Consider the following 16,729-nt stretch of genomic DNA (forward strand, 5'->3'; position numbering starts at 1 on the left):
GTCATCGCTCCCGCGCCAGTCTGGGATCGAGCAGGTCGCGCAATCCGTCGCCGAGCAGATTGAGCCCGAGCACCGCGATGGCAATCGCAGCGCCCGGATAGACCGCGAGCATCGGCGACTGGAACAGCAGCGTCTGCGCATCGTTCAGCATCCGCCCCCAGGACGGCTGCGGCGGCTGCGTGCCAAGGCCAAGATAGGACAGCGCGGCTTCGGCGAGAATGGCGAGCGCGAACTGGATGGTGACCTGCACGATCAGGATCGACAGGATGTTGGGCAGCACGTGCTCGATGGTGATACGGAATTTGCCCTTGCCCGCCGCGCGCGCGGCCAGCACGAATTCGCGCGCCCAGATCGCGTTGGCCGAGCCGCGCGTCAGCCGGGTCAAGGTTGGAACCTGGAAGATTCCGATCGCGACGATGGAGGTGACCATGCCCGGTCCTACCACCGCGGCGAGCATGATCGCGGAGAGCACGGCCGGAAAGGCGAAGGTGAAGTCGGAAAAGCGCATGATGATCTCTTCGGTCCAGCCGCGCCGGGCCGACGCGATCAAGCCGAGCGTGACGCCGAAGCTGAGACCGATGCCGACCGCGATGACGCCGACCATGATGGTAGAGCGGGCGCCGGCGAGCAGCAGCGAGACGATGTCGCGGCCAAAGGAATCGGTGCCGAGCCAGTGCGCTGCCGAGGGCGGCCGGAGTTTGGAGGCGATGTCGATCTCGTAGGGCGACCACGGCGTCCAGACCAGCGACAACAGCGCCGACGCCAGCACCAGAACGCTCAGCGATCCGCCCAGTACGAAACTGCGGTGGCGCAGCGCGCGGCCCCAGAAGGTCTTGGCCGGCAGACGGCGCGCCGCAACCGGGGCATCAATGGTGACAGGCGCGCTCACAGGTCGTGAACCTTGATGCGAGGATCGATGAAGGCATAGAGCACGTCGACCACGAAATTGACGATGACGACCATGGTGGCGAGCAGCATCACGCAGTTGCGCACCACGATCAGGTCGCGGTTGGCGATCGACTGGAAGATCAGGCGGCCAAGGCCCGGCAGGTAGAACACGTTCTCGATCACGATGGTGCCGGCAAGCAGATTGGCGAATTGCAGGCCCATCACCGTCATGACAGGGATCATGGCATTGCGCAGCACGTGGCTCCACAGCACCTCGCGCTTGCCGAGCCCTTTTGCGCGCGCGGTCCGGACGAAGTCTTCGCGCAGCACTTCCAGCACGGCGGAGCGCGTGACGCGGGCGAGGATCGCGGCCTGCACGACCGCGAGCGAAATTGCCGGCAGCAGCAGCGACTTGATGCCGAGCCAGATGCCGTCCTCCCAGCCGGCAAAGCCACCCGCCGAGAGCCATTGCAGTCGCACCGCGAACAGAAGCACCAGCAGGATGGCGAACCAGAAATTCGGCAGCGCGATGCCGATTTGCGTCAACGACATCACGCCGACGTCGCCGAGCTTGTTGTGGTTGGCGGCGGTATAGATGCCGGCCGAGAGCGCCAGCGTCACCGTGATCGTCATGGCCATGATGGCGAGCGGAAACGTCAGCACCATCCGCTCCGCGATCAGGCTGGCGACCGACGTGCCGTAGACATAGGAGTTGCCGAGATCGCCGGAGAGAAGCCCCCTGATCCACTGCAGATAACGAACCGCCAGCGGCTGGTCGAGCCCGAGCTTGACCGTGAGCGCGCGGACCGCGTCCGGCGAGGCATCGGCGCCCATCAGCATCTGCGCGGCATTGCCGGGAAGCGCGTCGAGCACCAGGAAGATGATCAGCGAGGCGCCGACCAGCGTCGCCAGCAAGGTCACCAGACGTCGGAGGACAAATACGCTCATGCGCGCTCGGGCTCAAAGCTCAGCTGCGGCACGATCAACATGTCCGGGCGGCCGAGGCAAGCCCTTTGCTGCATGTCCATCTCCTCAGGCCGGCCGGCGGGACAGAAGGTCGGCGGAAGCCTCGAACAGTGCGCTGACGCGCAGCAATTCTGCATCGGCACGGAAGCGGCCGACGAGCTGGAGCCCGATCGGCAGGCCGTCGCGGCCGAAACCCGAGGGCAGGCTGATCGCGGGATGGCCGGTCATGTTGAACGGCATGGTCCAGGGGAACCAGTTCGGCCGGACGCTGCCGAAATGCCGACCATCGATCTCGATGCTGCCGAACAGATCCTGCTCGATCGGCAGCGCGGTGCGCGTGAGGGTCGGCATCGCCAAGCAATGCCCGCGGACAAGCAGCGATTGCACCCGGCGGAACAGCGCGGTGCGCGCGAACATCGCCTCCTGGTAGTCGACGCCGCTGACTTCGGTGGCGAGCGCGAGCTGTTTGAGGAAAGCCTCGCTCAGCTCGTCCTTGTGCTCAGCCGCAAGCTTTGCAAAGCGCGTGCGCCAGACTGTGTGGTTGATGGCACGCCAGATCGGCTCGATGTCGAAGCCCTCGCCGGAAAATTCCTCGAGCTCGGCGCCAAGACTGGCCAGCCGGTCGAGGCTCGCCTTGAAATTGGCGGCGACGTCCGCGGACACCGGACGGCCCGGCGGCGTCAGGCAGTACAGGATCCGCTGACCGCGCAGATCGCCGCGCGCGGCAGTCGTACCGACGAAATCAGGCACGGGCACGCCGATCGACCAGGGATCGCAGGCGTCCCCGCCCGCCATGGCCTGCATCATCAGCGCGGTATCGGCCACGGTACGCGTGGTCGGCGTGACATAGGTCTGGTTGCCGAACACGTCCAGCGCCTGACTGTGCGGGATCACGCCGTTGCTCTGCTTCAAGCCCACAACGCCGTTGCAGGCGGCGGGAATACGGGTCGAGCCGCCGCCATCGGTCGCGATCGCCAGCGGCGCGATGCCGCTCGCCACCGCCACCGCCGCGCCGCCGCTGGAGCCGCCGGAGGAACGCTCGGCGCTCCAGGCATTGCGGGTGCGGCCGAACAAAGGTGAATCCGTCAGGCACTTGCTGCCGAATTCCGGCGTCGTGGTCTTGCCGATCAGGATCGCGCCCGCGCTGCGCAGCCGCACGACCGCCACGGCGTCCTCTGTCGGCACATTGTCCTTGTAGGGAACGGCGCCGAAGGTGGTCTTGACGCCGCCGGTGTTGACGATGTCCTTGACGGTGACGGGGATGCCCTGCAGCAGGCCGAGCGGCTCGCCGGCCATGACCTTGCGCTCCGCCGCGCGCGCCTGCGCCATCGCCTCGTCGCCGCAGATCGTGATGAAGCAGTTCAATTCGCCCTGTAGCGCCTCGGCGCGGGCGAGCACGGCGCGGGTGAGCTCGACCGGCGAAATCCGCTTTCCGGCGATGAGGCCGCGCAGCTCGGTTGCGGACAACAGACAGGGATCGCCGTTCATCGTCACATCACGCTCCGAAGCACGGGCCGCCATTGGCCCGAGGACATTGACAGCGAGAATGACAGTTTTGTTAACTCGCCGTCCAATACGATTTTGATCGTCAACCCATATATTTTCGGTATGCCAATGGATCTTCGTCGACTCCGCTATTTCGTCGCCGTCGCCGAGGCGCGCAGCATCGGCAAGGCCGCCGAGCGGCTGCGGATGGCGCAGCCTCCGCTGTCCGTCCAGATCCGCAAGCTCGAGGCCGAGATCGGCGCGCCGCTGTTCCGCCGCGGCACCCGCGGCATGGACCTGACCGAGGCGGGCCAGGCGCTGCTATCACGCGCGAGCGAGGCACTGGCGCTGGCCGTCGACGGCGCCGAAGCCGCCCGCGCGGTTGCCGCCGGCAAGCGCGGGCGGCTCTCGGTCGGCTACATGTTCGTGCTGGCAAATGCGATCCTGCCGCGGCTGATCCCCGAGCTGCGCCGCTCGGTTCCCGGCGTCGACCTGGAGTTCGCTGAGCTCAGCGCCTCGACGCGCGAGGCCCGGGTGCTCGACCGCAGCGTCACGGTCGCGCTGTGCATGCCGGCCATCAACCATCCCGAGATCCAGGTGGCGCGGATCGGCGCGCAACGCTTCATGCTGGCGATGCCGACGAGCTCGCCCCTCGCCCGCCTGGGCTCCGTGCCGATGGCCCGGCTGCACGGCCGTCCGCTGATCGCGCTGCCGCATCCGGATCACGGTCCCGCATCGTCCGCCGTGGTCCCGCTGCTGCGCCGGCACCAAGTGGTGATGCCGATCGCGAGCCGGGTGGAGACGGTGCATTCGGCGATGAGCCTGGTTCTGGCCGGCGAAGGTCTCGCCATCCTGCCGGCCTGCGCGCAGCTCGGCGCGCCACGCGGCATCGTGTTCAGGCCGCTGCGCGATGCTACCGACTCCCTCGATATCGCGGTCTGCTGGCGGCGGGATTCCCAGAGCCCGCTGATCGGAACCTTCATCAAATGCGCCGAGAAGGCCGTCGCTCGGATGTGAGGCGGCGCTACCAGCTCCAATTGACCTCATGGCTCCAGGGCGGATCAGCGCCCGGGCGGGTGCAGGTCAGGCCGGCGCAATTGGCGGCAAAGGACAGCGCGCGGCGGAGCTCGTCGGCGCTGATCTCCTTGAGCCGCTCGCGCGCAAGGCGTTGCTGCTTGTGCAGGGCGAACAGCAGCGCGGCCTGAAAGCTGTCGCCTGCGCCGATGGTGTCGGCGACCTCGATCTTCGGCGCGGTAACCTCGATCTGCCCCGCCCCCGCATGCCACGCGACGGCGCCGTTGTTGCCGCGGGTGATGACGACGAGCCTCGTGCCCTGCCCGAGCAAGACGCTCGCACGCTGCTGATACGGCTCGTCGCCGAAGAGATAGGCGAAGTCGACGTCCGACATCTTGACGAGATCGGCCTGGTTCGCGAACTCGGCCATACGCGCCAGATAAGCCGGCTTGTCCTTGACCAGGTTCGGACGGCAGTTCGGATCGAAGGAGATCGTCGAGGACGCGCGCGCATCCGTAATCAGCGCTTTGGTCTCGGCCGCGCCCTGATCGTTGACCAGCGTGGTCGAGCCGACATGGAGCGCCTCAACCTCCGCAAACGAAATTGTCCCGCGCCGGTAGACCCAGCTCCGCGTCGCGGTCTCGGCATCATAGAAGGCGTAGTGCGACTCACCGGCGACCATGCGGACGAAGGCGAGCGTGGTCTGGCGATCGCTGCGGGTGGCAAGGCTGAGGTCGACATGCGAGGCGGCGGCGTGGTCGGCGATCATGCGCCCGAACAGGTCGCTCGAGATGCCGCCGACAAATGCGGTCGGCGCGCCGAGCCGCGCCATGCCGACCGCGACATTGAGGCAGGAGCCGCCGACCGCCGGCATCACCGCCTCGCGCCCGTCGGCGTTTTGCGTCGGCACGAAATCGATCAGCGCATCACCGCAGGCAATCAGCATGGGCTTCAATCCTTCGCGATGTCGCGCATCGCGGCGCGGCTGCCGCGGTCGACGTCGCGCAGCAGCTTGTAGACCGCGCGCTTGCGCGTGTGAAACGCCGCCATGTCGGGCGCGGTCCGCTCGCTCTTCGGTCCCAGCGCCGACATCTTCGCCATGGTCTCGCCGATCGAGGCATAAGCGCCGCCGGCCACCGCGCCAAGCATCGCCGCCCCCAGCAGCACCGGCTCCCTGGTCTGGGGCAGCGCGACGGTGAGGCCCGTCGTATCCGCCATGATCTGCCGCACCAGCGGGCTTCGACTGGCGCCGCCGCCCATGATCATGATGCTGGAGCGCACGCCATGCGCGGCGAAGGCCTCGATCACCTCAGCGAGCCCATAAGCGAGCCCGCACAGGCCGGCGACGAACAGCCGCTCCATCGAGGCGATGTCGGTGTCGAGATCGAGCCCCGCGATCACCGCACGCGTATCGGGATCGGCGTAGGGCGATCGGTTGCCGATGAATTCAGGGAGCACATGGACGTCGCGGGCGAGCAGCGCGGCGCGGCTGGCACTGCCCGCGCGCGCGATGATGCGACTTTCGAGGAAGTCGATGAGCTCGAGACCCTCGTTGCGCGCCGCCGCACTCGCCTCGGCATGACCCGGATGCGACTTGAGGAGATGGTCGATCGCCGCGCCCGCGGCAGACTGGCCGCCCTCGTTGAGCCAGAAGTCCGGGACCATGCCGGAGTAATAAGGCCCCCACACGCCGGGCACGAAGCACGGCTCGCGGGTCGTCGCCATGATGCAGGCCGACGTTCCCATGATGTAGGCGAGCCGGTCGCAGACATCGCTCGCCCCGCCCGCGCCGTCGCGCCCGCCGATCGCACCGATGCCGCCGGCATGGGCGTCGATCAGCGAGGCACCGACCGGTATACCCGGCGACAGGCCAAGCTCGGCCGCAGCCGCGCGGGCGAGACCGGTGCCGAGCCGCGTGCCGGGAGCAACGATCTCGGTGCCGATGCGGACGTAGTTCTCGTTGACGAAATCCGACAGGCCGATGCGCTTGAAGAACTGCGCGCTCCAGCCGCCGCCGTCATGGGCGAGATAGTTCCATTTGCAGGTGACGGTGCAGGTCGAGCGCTGCAGCGAGCCGGTCGCGCGCCAGGTCAGATAATCCGCGAGATCGAAGAAGTGGCCGGCGGCGTCAAAGCTCGCACGAAGGTGCCGCTTGAGCCATAACAGCTTCGGCATCTCCATCTCGGGCGAGATCGAGCCGCCGACATAGCGCAATACGGCATCCTCGGTTTCGTTGATCAGCCGCGCCTCGGCAATGGCACGATGGTCCATCCAAACGATGACATTGCGTTGCCCGTCGCCGGACGCGCTGACGGTGAGCGGCTCGCCCTGCCTGTCGAGGACGACCAGAGAACAGGTGGCATCAAAGCCGATGCCGCCGACGCTATCAGGTGCGATGGCGGCTTCCGCCATCGCCGCTCTCACCGAAGTTACGCAGGCGTCCCAGATGTCCTGCGAAGACTGCTCGACGATATCGCCGGGCTCGTGCCAGATTCGGATCGGATGCCGCGCGGTCGCAAGCAGGGTTCCGGCCTCGTCAAACACCCCTGCCCGCGTGCTCGTGGTCCCCACGTCGACGCCGATATACGCTCGCGGCATTGTCGCTCCAGCTTCGTCAGTTTTGACGCAAGCCTACCAGCAAGTGTAGCCGCCATCCACCAGCACGATGCTGCCGGTCATCAGGCTCGCGGCCTCCGAGGAGAGGAACAGCACGACGGAGGCGATCTCCTCGACCTGCCCCATCCGCGCCATCGGAGTTCCACCGATCCAGGCGTCGTACATTTTGGCATTGCTCTTCACGAAAGCGTTGAGTGGCGTCTCGATATAGGTCGGCGCCACCGCATTGACGCGGATGCCGCGCGCGCCCCATTCGGCGGCCAGTGACTTGGTGAGATGATGCACCCCGGCCTTGGAGGCGTTGTAGAAGCACTGCTCCTGCGGCTTGTTGACGATGAAGCCGGACATCGAGCCGACATTGACGATGGCGCCGCTCTTGGCCTTCAACATGTGCTTGCCGAATTCGCGGCAGCACCAGAAGGTGCCGTTGAGATTGACGTCGATCACATTGAGCCAGTGCTCGTCGGTGACGGTCTCCGCCGGGGTTTCGCTGCGGGCGATGCCGGCATTGTTGACGAGGATGTCGACCTTGCCATGGCGGGCGACGAGGTCGTTCGCGACCTCCGCCACGCGCTTGGTGTCGGTCACGTCCATGATCGCCGTTTCGATGTCAAAGCCCTTCGCCTTCAGGCTGGCTTTCGCGCTGTCCGCGACCTTGCCGTCGCGGTCACCGATGATGACCCTGGCGCCGGCTTCGGCCAACGCCTCCGCGCAGCCAAGGCCAATGCCCTGCCCGCCGCCGGTGATGAACGCCGTCTTGCCGTTGAGCTTGAATTTTTCCAGGTACATGGTGGTCTTTCCGTTTCTCTGCCGTCTCTTGCCGTCTCTTGTCAGCCTCGCAGCGCGTTGCCGCCATGGTCGAAGCGATGGATGCGCGCGGGGTCCGGCAGCAGCGATACGCGGTCGCCGGCATGCAGGCTCAACTCGCCGACGTAGCGTGCCGTCAGCATCCCGAGCTCACCGGCATCGACGTAAAGGAAAGTGTCGCTGCCGAGATGCTCGGCGACGGCAATGGTTCCCGGCCAGCCGCTGTCGCCCTCGCGCTCGATCTTGAGATGCTCCGGCCGCACGCCGATGGTGGCCGCGCCACGTTGCAGGGCGAGCTCGCCAGTGACGAAATTCATCTTGGGCGAGCCGATGAAGCCGGCGACGAAGAGATTGGCGGGCCGCTCATAGAGTTCCAGAGGCGAGCCATATTGCTCGATCTTGCCGCCATTGAGCACGACGATCTTGTCGGCCATGGTCATGGCCTCGACCTGATCGTGGGTGACATAGATCGCGGTGGTGCCGAGCTGCTTCTGGAGCCGCGTCACCTCAATGCGCATCTGCACGCGCAGCGCGGCATCGAGGTTTGACAGCGGCTCATCGAACAGGAACGCCTTGGGCTCGCGCACGATGGCGCGGCCGATCGCGACGCGCTGGCGCTGGCCGCCGGAAAGCTCGCGCGGCTTGCGATCGAGATAGGGCGTGAGGTTCAGCGTCGCGGCCGCCGCCTCGACCTTGCGGTTGATCTCGTCCTTGGCAAGGCCGGCCATCTTCAGGCCGAAGCCGATATTGCCGCGCACGCTCATATGCGGATAGAGCGCGTAGGACTGAAACACCATCGACAGCCCGCGCTTGGCGGGCGGCGTGTCGACGACGTTCTTGCCGTCGATCAGGATCTTGCCGCCGGAGACATCTTCGAGCCCGGCAATCAGGCGCAGCAAGGTCGTCTTGCCGCAGCCGGACGGGCCGACGAAAACCACAAAGGAGCCGTCGGCGATCTCCAAATCGGCGCCCTTGATGATGTGCACGGGACCGAAGGATTTCTGCACGCCTTGAAGTGTAATCTGACCCATGATCCGGCAGCCCCTCTACTTCACCGCGCCGAAGGTGAGCCCGCGCACGAGCTGCTTCTGGCTGAACCAACCGAGGACGAGAATGGGTGCGATCGCCAGCGTCGAAGCCGCCGACAGCTTTGCCCAGAACAGCCCTTCCGGGCTGGAATAGGAGGCAATGAAGGTGGTGAGCGGCGCCGCGTTCGAGGTCGACAGATTGAGCGTCCAGAACGCCTCGTTCCAGGCGAGGATCAGGTTCAGCAGCATCGTGGACGCCAGCCCCGGGATCGCCATCGGCGTCAGCACATAGACCAGCTCGCGGCCGATGGTGGCGCCGTCCATGCGCGCAGCCTCGAGAATGTCGCGCGGGATCTCCTTGAAGTAGGTGAAGAGCATCCAGATGACGATCGGCAAGTTGCCGAGGCACAGGATGAAGACGAGGCCGATGCGGGAATCGAGCAGACCGAAGCTCTTGTAGATCAGGTAGATCGGCACCAAGACGCCGACCGGCGGCATCATCTTGGTCGAGAGCATCCAGAGCAGGATGTCCTTGGTGCGCTTGGTCGGCGAGAACGCCATCGACCAGGCCGCTGGAACGGCTATCAGGAGAGCGATGAGCGTCGAGCCGCCGGCGATGATGATCGAGTTCATCGCGTGATGAAGATAGTCGCTGCGCTCCTGCACCGTCGCGTAATTCTCGGTGGTCCAGTGGAAGAACAGGAAGGACGGCGGGATCGCAAAGGCTTCCAGCTCGGTCTTGAAGCTCGCCAGCACCATCCAGAGGATCGGGAAGAAGATCACGAAGCCGAAGAACCAGGCCCCGATCGTCGAGACCACCACCTGCTGCGTCGTCGCCCTCCGTGCCATGATCTCACGCCTCCAGATTGCGGCCGACGATGCGGACCAGGAAGAAGGCGACGATGTTCGCGATCACGACCGCGACGAGGCCGCCCGCCGAGGCCGTGCCGACATCATATTGAATCAGCGCCTGCGAATAGATCAGGAAGGCGATGTTGGTGGTCGACAGGCCAGGGCCGCCGCCCGTGGTGACGTAGATCTCTGCAAAGACCGTGAGCAGGAAGATGGTCTCGATCAGGATCACCACCGTGATGGGCCGTGCCAAATGCGGCAGCGTGATGTAGATGAAGGTCGAGACCGCGCTGGCACCGTCCATCTCGGCGGCCTCTTTCTGCTCCTCGTCGAGCGATTGCAGCGCGGTGAGCAGGATCAGCGTCGCGAACGGCAGCCATTGCCACGTCACGATCAGGATGACGGCAAACAGCGGTACGTCGTTGAACCAGTCGATCGGGGTCAGGCCGAACAGCGAGGCGAGCCAGGCGAACAGGCCGGACACCGGATGCATCAACAAATTCTTCCAGACCAGCGCGCTGACCGTCGGCATCACGAAGAACGGTGCGATCACCATCAGCCGCACGAAATTGCGTCCGATCACCGGCTGGTCCATCAACAGCGCCAAGGGAATACCGAGCAGGATCGTCAGCGCCAGCACGGAGCCGACCAGCACCAGCGTGTTCTGAAGCGAAGCCAGGAAGGCGGGATCGGTGAGGAAGTAGCGGAAGTTCTCCAGACCCACGAACGACTCGGAGCCGGGATCCAGCAGGCTGTAATGCAGGGTCGAGAAGTAGATCGTCAGCGCCAGCGGAACGATCATCCAGATGAACAGCAGCCCGACCGCCGGCGTCAGGAGCGAGCGCGCAAGGAACTGCGTCTGCCGGGTTGCCATCTTTGGCTTCTCCTTCAGAGCGTTTTCGAGCGAAGTGGAGACCGGTTCGCGGGAAGAAAACGCGTCAAAATGAAACCTCGGGAAGAAGGCGGCCATCCATGACGCCGGATGGCCGCAAGTCAGAGCTCAGGAGGAAGAGCTCGGATTCACTTGATATAGCCGGCGCGCTTCATCTCGCGCTCGGTCGCCGATTGCGCCGCGGTGAGCGCGGCATCAACCGTCATCGAGCCCGCAAGCGCGGCCGAGAATTGCTGGCCGACCTGGGTGCCGATGCCCTGGAATTCGGGGATCGCGGCGTATTGCACACCGACGTAGGGAACCGGCTTCACCGTCGGCTTGTTCGGATCGGCGGCGTCGATCGAGGCCAGCGTCAGCTTCGCGAACGGGGCGACCTTGAGATAGTCGGGGTTCTGGTAGAGCGAGGTACGCGTGCCCGGCGGCACGTTGGCCCACCCCTCCTTCGAGGCGACGAGCTTGGTGTAGTCCTTGCTGGTCGCCCAGGCGATGAACTTCTCGGCGGCTTCCGTCTTCTTGGAGCCGGCGGGAATCGCGAGGTTCCAGGCCCACAGCCAGTTGGCGTTCTTGCCGAGCCCGGTGTTGGGCGCGAGCGCAAAGCCGACCTTGTCGGCGACCTTGGAGTCCTTCGGGTTGGTGACGAAGGATGCCGCCACCGTGGCGTCGATCCACATCGCGCATTTGCCGGCATTGAACAGCGCCAGATTCTCGTTGAAGCCGTTGGAGCTCGCGCCGGGAGGGCCGGCTTCCTTCATCAGGTTGACGTAGGTCGTCAGCGTCGCCTTCCATTCCGGCGTGTTGAACTGCGGCTGCCACTTTTCGTCGAACCAGCGCGCACCGTAGGAATTGGCCATGGCCGAGAGGAACGCCATGTTCTCGCCCCAGCCGGCCTTGCCGCGGAGGCAAATGCCGTAGGTGCCGGCGGTCTTGTCGGTCAGCTTCTTGGCCGCGTCGATCACGAATTCCCAGGTCGGCTTCTCCGGCATCTTCAGGCCGGCCTTCTCGAACAGATCGGTGCGGTACATCACCATCGAGCTCTCGCCGTAGAACGGCGCGGCATAGAGCTTGCCGTCGACGGAGACCGCGTCCTTGATCTTGGGCAGCAGGTCGGCAACGTCGTAATCGGCGCCGAGATTGGCGAGCGGCACCAGCCAGCCCTTCTTGGCCCAGATCGGCACCTCGTAGGTGCCGATGGTGAGCACGTCGAACTGGCCACCCTTGGTGGCGATGTCGGTGGTAACGCGCTGGCGCAGCACGTTCTCCTCCAACGTCACCCATTTCACTGAGATGTCCGGGTTCTTCTTGGTGAATTCGGCCGTCAGCCCCTGCATGCGGATCATGTCGCCATTGTTGACGGTGGCGATCGTCAGGGTCGTTTCGGCCACCGCGGGGACGGCCAGCAAAAGTGCAGACGCGCCGCAGACGGCGCCCAGGACATGTTTCACGGTGACCTCCCTCGAACTCGCGTTTTGAGCATATACCCACGCGTTGAGCGTATGTTCAACGCAAGGAAGGACGATTGTCAAGCAGGCGTGCGGGCGTTTGCGCAACTTATGAGTGCTGCGATGCGGGAGGGGGTGGGAGTCGCCGCGCGGAGCGACGGCAGTTGCTCGGGCGGACGCGCGGCTTGCTCGAGCTCTCCCGCTTGCGGGAGAGGGAGCGCAGCGCCGCTGCCGCGCTAGCTTCGCCTATCGCTCCAAAATCGCCTTTGCCGTCGTCTCGTCGGTGATGAGCCCGTTGACCAGGCCGCCGCTCAGCGCCGCCGCGATCGCCATCACCTTGGCTGCACCGATCGCCGCGGCGATCGTCGTGGTCTTCGCCGGCACTTCCGGCGGGATGCTGGTGAGGCGCTTGTTGGTGCCCGACTTGAGCAGGCGCCCCTTGGAATCATAGGCCCAGCCGGTGATCTCGCCGATGGCACCGAGCCGCATCATCTCGAACAATTCGTCGCGGGTGACGAAGCCGTCGATGTGAACCTGCGCCTTCTGGTCCATCTGGCCGATGCCGACGAGGCGCAAATCCGCCTTGGCCGCAACGGCCCTCACCTTGGTGATCGGCTCGATGCGGACCATCTTGTTGCGCTCGTCCTCCGACGACATCAGGAACGGCAGCGGCATCGGATAGTGCCGCGCGCCGGTGCGGTCGGCGAGCCGGCCGACGGTGTCGTAAAAGCTCGCCGAACCGTCGGCGGAAATGTTGCCGACCAGCGAGACGATCTGGTGATTGGGCCGGTCGATCGGCGTGACGCGCTCGACCGCGGCGCGCACCGCCCGGCCGGTGCCGAGCGCGACGATCACGGGCGTCTCCGAACGCAGCGTGGAATCGAGCAGGTTGGCGCAACGCTCGGCAATCCCCGCCGTGGCTTGTGGCGCGGCAGGATCGGCCGGCACCACCTCGCAATGCACGAGATCAAAGCGCTCCTTCAGCCGCGCCGCGAGCTCCATGCAGGCGGCGATGGGATGCTCGAGCCGGAAGGTGATGAGGCGCTCGGCGAGACACAGCGAGACCAGCCGCTGGGCCGAGGCGCGCGAGACCTGGAGCATCTTTGCGATCTCGTCCTGGGTGTGACCGGCGATGAAATAAAGCCAGCCGGCACGCGCGGCGTCGTCGAGTCGGGATTTGTCGTTCTCGGCGGCCATGCGGCTCACGCCTCCCAGAAATCGCTCATTCGCGCAAAGACCCGGTCGGCCCCCGCACCGGACAATATAGCCCGCCCATCGCGTCCGCGATAATGGCTGCCGCCGATAAATCCCCAGACGGTCATGCCGGCCGCCTTGCCCGCCTCAACGCCGCTGACGCTGTCCTCGATCACCAGCGTCCGCGCGGGTTGTATCCCCATCCTCTCTGCCGCGAGGAGAAAGAGATCGGGTGCCGGCTTGCCGTGCCTGACCATTTGCGCGGTGTAGATCCGGTCGCCGACATACGTCCGCAGGCCAGTGACATCGAGCGAGAGCGCGACGCGGTCTATGTCGCTGGACGAGGCCACGCAGAACGGCACGGACAGGTCGGACATCACGCCGGCAATGCCGGGGATCGGCTGCAGCGAAGTTGGGAACGTCGTCAGCACCTGCGACTTCAAGCGCGGCAGAAAACCGTCCGGCAGGATCTGGCCGAGATCACGATAATGCTGCTCGATCGCCTTGGTGCTGCGTCCCAGGAAGAGCTCGAGCGCCTGCTCCTGGCTGAGCGCGATGTCGAACTCGGCCAGCACCTCGGACAGGCACTGGCAGCTCAACAGTTCGCTGTCGACGAGCACGCCGTCGCAGTCGAAGATGATCAGATCGGGTCTTGGTCGGCCGGGATCCATCCGGTCATACGATCATATACCCAATTGATGAGCAATAGCTCACTCTGGATCGTGACGTTCAGGGCTTTAGCGCCGTCAGTGCGCGACCTGGCGGTAGATCGCCGGCAGTGCCGCGGGCAGCCGCCTGATGTTGCCGACGATGGCGTAGCCGCCGCGGCCGAACAGGGTCGGGAAGTAGGATTGCGCGGTTGCGTCCACCGTCACGCCGAAGGCGGCGATGCCGAGCCGGCGCGCCTCCTGAACCGATTTGCGGGTGTCCTCGACCGCGAAGCGGCCCTCGTAGTGATCGACGTCGTTCGGCTTGCCGTCGGTGAGCACGATCAGCAGCTTTTTGCGTTGCGGCTGGCGGGCGAGCTCGGCGGCGGCATGGCGCACCGCCGCGCCGATCCGCGTGTAATAACCGGGTCTCAGCGCCCCGATCCGGCGCTCCACCGCCCCGCTCATCGGCTCGCCGAAGGCCTTGACCGTTTCGAGCCGCACCCAGGACCGCCGGCGCGAGGTGAAGGTCAGGATGCTGTGGTGATCGCCGCAGGCCGAAAGCCCGTGGGCAAGCACCAGCAGCGCCTCCTTCTCGACGTCGAGCACGCGGTAGCCGTCGACCCAGGCGTCCGTGGACAGCGAGACGTCGACGAGCAGCGTGACGGCGAGATCGTGCCCTTGCGGGCGCATGGCGACATGGATGCGATCGAGACCGCTGCCGCCGCTGCCGGCACGGAGATCGCATTGCGCACGCACCAGCGCGTCGAGATCGAGGTCGTGTCCGTCGGCCTGGGCGCGCATCAGCTCGTGGCGCGGCCGCAACACCTCGAATCGGCGGCGCACCTGGCGGATATGCTGGCGCATGGTGTCGTCAGGTCGCCAATCCTCGCCTTGCTCGGAGGCCGCACCCGCGAGGACGCGACAATGATCCGGCAGATAGGAGCCGCTGCGGTAGTCCCATTCGGGATAGGTCAGGTCCGCGTTCAGCCTGGATGCATCGAGGGCTTCCGGCGGCAGGTCGAGATCGAACTTGAACCGGCTCGCCGGCTTGCCAGTGCGGCGGCTGAGCGTGATCTCCTCGAGATCGTCGGCCGCCTTCTGCGCATCCTCGTCCTCGCTGTCGTCCGAGGGACGGTCGACATTGACCATTTCGGCCATCGCGAGGATCTTCTCGAAGCGATTGAGCACGAAGGGATCGCGGCGGTTGGCATTGTCCTCGCGCTCGCGGACGGCAAAGCGCTTGCGATCGTTCTCGGCCGCCGCTTCCGCGCCCGGTGCGCATTCATCCTCGCCGGCATGCGCGGGCGAGAGCTCGCGCGTCCAGCAATCCCCCCAGAGCGGGCATGGCAGGATCGAATGATAGCCCGGGGGTGCCTTGTCCGGCAGCGGGCCGGTTCCCATCATCGCCGGCCACAGCCTGCCCGCAGGGGCCTTGCCCGCGCCGAGCAGAGCCAGCACGATCTGCTCGACCTCCTGCTCGATGCGCGGTAGAGGGCGGCAAGGCCGGGCCTCGGCCGTTGCCGCGGCGAGCTGCGCATAATCGGCGACGAGGCCGGGAAACTGCGTGAGCACCCAGACCGCTGTCTCGCTGGCCCGGCGCAACACCAGAAGATCCCGCCGCAGTGGATCGGCTTCCGTGATCGTTTCGATCGGCGCGGCCGCGAACCACGCCGCAAGCCAGCGATAGAGCGCCGCGTTGAGCGCGCGGTCGGGAAAGATCGAGATGCGATCGGGAAGGAAAATGGTCGCGGCATCGCGGCCCGGCTGCTCCAATCGCTCGTCGCCGAGGCCGATGCGCTGGCGCCAGCCGAGACGGTGTCCCGATTTCCTCGCACCTGCGCTTGCGATCTGCACCCCGGTCTCGCCGCCGAGCGCGCGGAACATCACCGCGAGCCGGCCCCTCACCTCGGTCAGTGCGACGGCGTGAGCGCCGTGAACCGGATAGCTCGCGGTGCCGCCGACCATCCTGTGCCAGGCGCGGCCGACCGTCTCCTCCAGTTCGAGGAAGTCGAGCATGGACGCGGCCTTACCCGATGACGGCGCGTGCGACGTCCAGCAACGCCGCCTTCACGTCGTAATCGTCGGTAAGCGGCTCGATCATGCCGGCCAGCACGGCATCGGCGATCGGCGTGCCCGCGGCGATCAAGGTCGCGCAATAGACCACGAGCCGGGTCGAGACGCCCTCCTCCAGATCGTGGCCCTTGAGCGCGCGCAGCCGCCCAGCCAGCCCGACCAGCGGCCGCACGCGCTCGGGCGACAGCCCGCTTTCGGCGGACACGACGCCGATCTCCTGCTCTGGCGGCAGGAAGTCGAATTCAATGGCGACGAAGCGCTGCCGCGTCGAGGGTTTCAACGCCTTCAGCAGCGTCTGGTAGCCGGGATTGTAGGAGACGACGAGCATGAAGCTGTTCGGCGCGACCAGCTCCTCGCCGGTACGCTCCAGCGGCAGGATGCGGCGATCGTCGGTCAGAGGGTGCAGCACGACGGTGACGTCCTTGCGGGCCTCCACGACCTCGTCGAGATAGCAGATACCGCCCTCGCGTACGGCGCGCGTCAGCGGACCATCGGTCCAGACGGTGTCGCCGCCCCTCAGCAGATAGCGGCCGGTGAGATCGGCGGCCGTGAGATCGTCATGACAGGCGACGGTGTGAAGCGGCAGTCCCAGCCGCGCCGCCATGTGCGCGACGAAGCGGGTCTTGCCGCAGCCGGTCGGTCCCTTGAGCAGCACCGGCAAACGACGCCGCCAGGCATGCTCGAAAAGCTCACATTCGTTTCCGGATGGAACATAGGCCGGCAGTTCGGGGGCCGAGGTCACCGTGTGAAGGGCAGCTTTCATGATGTTTCTCCGGACTTTCTTTGGCAAGCAGGCGGCCGCGGCAAACCGCGGCCGCCCTTTCA

Annotated in this window: 15 protein-coding genes; 1 reads left to right on the plus strand and 14 read right to left on the minus strand. The window is 66.0% G+C overall.

The window, feature by feature from the left end; all coding sequences use genetic code 11:
- Position 1: 1 nt before the first annotated feature.
- The 3 genes from SE92_RS11870 to SE92_RS11880 form a co-directional block, all read right to left on the minus strand.
- Positions 2-889 carry an ABC transporter permease gene (locus tag SE92_RS11870; RefSeq protein WP_063195869.1) on the minus strand — a complete coding sequence of 296 codons (888 nt, stop codon included), beginning with the start codon at positions 887-889 and terminating at the stop codon, positions 2-4.
- The gene (locus SE92_RS11875) at positions 886-1,836 is read right to left on the minus strand and encodes an ABC transporter permease (RefSeq protein WP_063195870.1); all 951 of its coding nucleotides are present in this window, start codon (positions 1,834-1,836) and stop codon (positions 886-888) included. The genes SE92_RS11870 and SE92_RS11875 overlap by 4 nt, the downstream gene beginning before the upstream one ends.
- Before the next feature lie 84 nt (positions 1,837-1,920).
- The gene (locus SE92_RS11880) at positions 1,921-3,342 is read right to left on the minus strand and encodes an amidase (protein ID WP_063203476.1); all 1,422 of its coding nucleotides are present in this window, start codon (positions 3,340-3,342) and stop codon (positions 1,921-1,923) included.
- A 126-nt stretch (positions 3,343-3,468) separates the two neighbouring features.
- On the opposite strand from SE92_RS11880, the gene SE92_RS11885 reads away from it, so the two are divergent.
- Entirely contained in the window at positions 3,469-4,356 is an 888-nt protein-coding gene (locus tag SE92_RS11885; protein ID WP_063195871.1) for a LysR family transcriptional regulator, read from the plus strand.
- Positions 4,357-4,363: 7 nt separating this feature from the next.
- Here the strand turns inward: SE92_RS11885 and SE92_RS11890 are convergent, their stop codons facing one another.
- From SE92_RS11890 to SE92_RS11940, 11 genes are all read right to left on the minus strand, one after another.
- Positions 4,364-5,299, minus strand: a complete 936-nt coding sequence (locus SE92_RS11890) for a carbohydrate kinase family protein (RefSeq protein WP_063195872.1) — start codon at positions 5,297-5,299, stop codon at positions 4,364-4,366.
- Positions 5,300-5,304: 5 nt separating this feature from the next.
- Positions 5,305-6,951, minus strand: a complete 1,647-nt coding sequence (locus SE92_RS11895; protein WP_063195873.1) for an FGGY-family carbohydrate kinase — start codon at positions 6,949-6,951, stop codon at positions 5,305-5,307.
- A 33-nt stretch (positions 6,952-6,984) separates the two neighbouring features.
- A complete protein-coding gene (locus SE92_RS11900; RefSeq protein ID WP_063195874.1) occupies positions 6,985-7,758 on the minus strand; it encodes an SDR family NAD(P)-dependent oxidoreductase in 774 nt (257 codons plus the stop codon).
- Between the two features lie 41 nt (positions 7,759-7,799).
- A complete protein-coding gene (locus SE92_RS11905) occupies positions 7,800-8,807 on the minus strand; it encodes an ABC transporter ATP-binding protein (RefSeq protein ID WP_063195875.1) in 1,008 nt (335 codons plus the stop codon).
- Positions 8,808-8,822: 15 nt separating this feature from the next.
- Positions 8,823-9,653: a carbohydrate ABC transporter permease gene (locus SE92_RS11910; protein WP_063195876.1), complete on the minus strand. Its 831-nt coding sequence runs from the start codon at positions 9,651-9,653 to the stop codon at positions 8,823-8,825.
- Positions 9,654-9,657: 4 nt separating this feature from the next.
- A complete protein-coding gene (locus SE92_RS11915) occupies positions 9,658-10,530 on the minus strand; it encodes a carbohydrate ABC transporter permease (protein ID WP_063203477.1) in 873 nt (290 codons plus the stop codon).
- 146 nt (positions 10,531-10,676) lie between these two features.
- Positions 10,677-11,990, minus strand: a complete 1,314-nt coding sequence (locus tag SE92_RS11920; RefSeq protein ID WP_063195877.1) for an ABC transporter substrate-binding protein — start codon at positions 11,988-11,990, stop codon at positions 10,677-10,679.
- A 243-nt stretch (positions 11,991-12,233) separates the two neighbouring features.
- On the minus strand, positions 12,234-13,184 hold the full coding sequence (locus SE92_RS11925) for a sugar-binding transcriptional regulator (protein ID WP_063195878.1): 951 nt from the start codon (positions 13,182-13,184) through the stop codon (positions 12,234-12,236).
- 5 nt (positions 13,185-13,189) lie between these two features.
- The gene (locus tag SE92_RS11930) at positions 13,190-13,852 is read right to left on the minus strand and encodes an HAD family hydrolase (protein WP_063195879.1); all 663 of its coding nucleotides are present in this window, start codon (positions 13,850-13,852) and stop codon (positions 13,190-13,192) included.
- A gap of 75 nt (positions 13,853-13,927) precedes the next feature.
- A complete protein-coding gene (locus tag SE92_RS11935) occupies positions 13,928-15,847 on the minus strand; it encodes a nitric oxide reductase activation protein NorD (RefSeq protein WP_063195880.1) in 1,920 nt (639 codons plus the stop codon).
- A 10-nt stretch (positions 15,848-15,857) separates the two neighbouring features.
- Complete coding sequence (locus SE92_RS11940) at positions 15,858-16,667, minus strand: CbbQ/NirQ/NorQ/GpvN family protein (RefSeq protein WP_063195881.1); 810 nt, start codon at positions 16,665-16,667, stop codon at positions 15,858-15,860.
- Positions 16,668-16,729 lie beyond the last annotated feature (62 nt).

It is taken from the genome of Bradyrhizobium sp. AT1, from assembly GCF_001590795.1.
In the GTDB taxonomy this organism is placed as follows: Bacteria; Pseudomonadota; Alphaproteobacteria; order Rhizobiales; family Xanthobacteraceae; genus Bradyrhizobium.